This window comes from Moorena sp. SIO4E2 (genome assembly GCF_010671945.1).
Lineage (GTDB): Bacteria > Cyanobacteriota > Cyanobacteriia > Cyanobacteriales > Coleofasciculaceae > Moorena > Moorena producens.
Window position 1 is genome coordinate 1 of the sequence record NZ_JAAHIE010001101.1, and the last position, 1,713, is coordinate 1,713.

The following is a 1,713-nucleotide window of genomic DNA, read 5'->3' on the forward strand; positions in this document are numbered from 1 at the left end:
TTGTGGTCAAGCTGATGCAACTCAAGGCTGAACGAGAAGCGATCAAGAAGGGAAATGACCATTAAGTATCTACTGGATGAAAATGTTGATCATATCTATCAAACTCAACTGCGACTGTACAAACCAGTACTTGGTTGGTGGGCATTGCTCAGGTGAATTTGGGCAGGGTTGGGGGCTGGAAAGCGGCAATGCCCACCCTACAAAAAACTTCCGGTACTCTTAGAATCATAGAATTGTAGGGTGGGCATTGCTGATAAAGATCATTATTGAACGCCGAGCAATTAAATGGGCAATGCCCACCAATACCCTTAAATCTTTGGGTGGGCAAAGCTTCGGTGAATTTGGCCAGGGTTGGGGGTTGGAAACCGGGTATAGGTACCCTGGTTGGTGGGCATTGCTCAGGTGAATTTGGCCAGTATGGGTACCCTGGTTGGTGGGCATTGCTCAGGTGAATTTGGGCAGGGTTGGGAATTGCAAACCGGCAATGCCCACCCTACAAGCTGCTAGGATATAGATAAACCTGCTCCTAGCAACTGCTTTATAATAATATCTTGTACCTGATAAAAATCCAGAAGAGAAATGAGTGAAAGCCCGGTGTTACCAATTAAGATTCCCAAGGAAGAAATAGAGCAATTTTGCCAGCGTCATCATATTCGCAAATTGTCTTTATTTGGTTCAGTGTTGAGGGATGATTTTACACCGGAGAGTGATCTGGATTTTTTAGTAGAATTTGAACCAGGCAAAACCCCTGGTTTATTTACGTTAGCCAGTATGGAAATAGAACTTTCAGAACTAGTAGAAGGGAGAAAGATTGATTTAAGAACTCCTAAGGAATTAAGTATTTATTTTCGAGACAGAGTGATGGCTGAGGCGATGGTGCAGTATGACAGCAATTGACGATTTAACTCGCTTGCACCATATGCAGGATGCAGCAAGAGAAGCTCTCGGTTTTATGTCTGGAAAGATGAGAGAGGATTTAGCTAAGGATAGGATGTTGGTGTTGGCAGTTGTCAAAGATTTAGAAATTATTGGGGAAGCAGCGGGTAGAATTTCAGCTGAATGTAGGGGGAGACATGCTGATATTCCTTGGGCAGTGATGATTGGGATGCGAAATCGTTTGACCCATGCTTATTTCTCTATCGATTTAGATATTGTTTGGGAAACGGTGACGAATGATTTAGTGCCACTGGTTGAGCAATTGGAAAGGGTGATTCAGGAGGAACGTTGACAACAATCCTAGGGTGGGCATTGCTCAGAAAGATCAAAATTGTTCAGGGATCAATTAAATGGGCAATGCCCACCAATGCCCAACTCCGGTGAATTTGGGCAGAATTTGGGGTTGGAAACCAGCTTTTCCCACCGGACAAAATGCGTTCGCGTAGCGGCTCTTTTGGAGCATCGCATTCTGTAGTGCGATCGCACTCAGGTGAATTCGGCCAGGGTTGGGGGTTGCAAAGCACAAATGCCCACCGGACAAAATGCGTTCGCGTAGCGGCTCTTTTGGAGCATCGCACTAGAAAAATCTCCTGAGCCGGAGCGTCGAGCTAGGAAAGATGGTGAAGGTAAAACAGTTTTTTGAGTTTTCGGTGATGACGCAGGGAGTTAAACTAGGAAAATTTGTGGCATTGAATCGAAATGCCGCCATTCATCATACTAAGGCTTTTGCTCACCTAGAGAGTCTTGAAGGGAAGTATGGGAGGTGTGCTAAGTTGG

General features: G+C 45.1%; 4 protein-coding genes. 2 read left to right on the forward strand and 2 right to left on the reverse strand.

Annotated features, from left to right (window positions below):
• Positions 1–225: 225 nt before the first annotated feature.
• A complete protein-coding gene (locus tag F6K37_RS41100; RefSeq protein ID WP_287257046.1) occupies positions 226–441 on the reverse strand; it encodes a hypothetical protein in 216 nt (71 codons plus the stop codon).
• Positions 442–579: 138 nt separating this feature from the next.
• On the opposite strand from F6K37_RS41100, the gene F6K37_RS41105 reads away from it, so the two are divergent.
• Positions 580–897: a nucleotidyltransferase family protein gene (locus tag F6K37_RS41105; protein WP_008184218.1), complete on the forward strand. Its 318-nt coding sequence runs from the start codon at positions 580–582 to the stop codon at positions 895–897.
• Positions 884–1,228 carry a HepT-like ribonuclease domain-containing protein gene (locus F6K37_RS41110; RefSeq protein WP_008184220.1) on the forward strand — a complete coding sequence of 115 codons (345 nt, stop codon included), beginning with the start codon at positions 884–886 and terminating at the stop codon, positions 1,226–1,228. Before F6K37_RS41105 ends, F6K37_RS41110 begins: the two co-directional genes overlap by 14 nt.
• Before the next feature lie 43 nt (positions 1,229–1,271).
• Here the strand turns inward: F6K37_RS41110 and F6K37_RS41115 are convergent, their stop codons facing one another.
• The gene (locus F6K37_RS41115) at positions 1,272–1,514 is read right to left on the reverse strand and encodes a hypothetical protein (protein WP_131827154.1); all 243 of its coding nucleotides are present in this window, start codon (positions 1,512–1,514) and stop codon (positions 1,272–1,274) included.
• Positions 1,515–1,713: the final 199 nt, after the last annotated feature.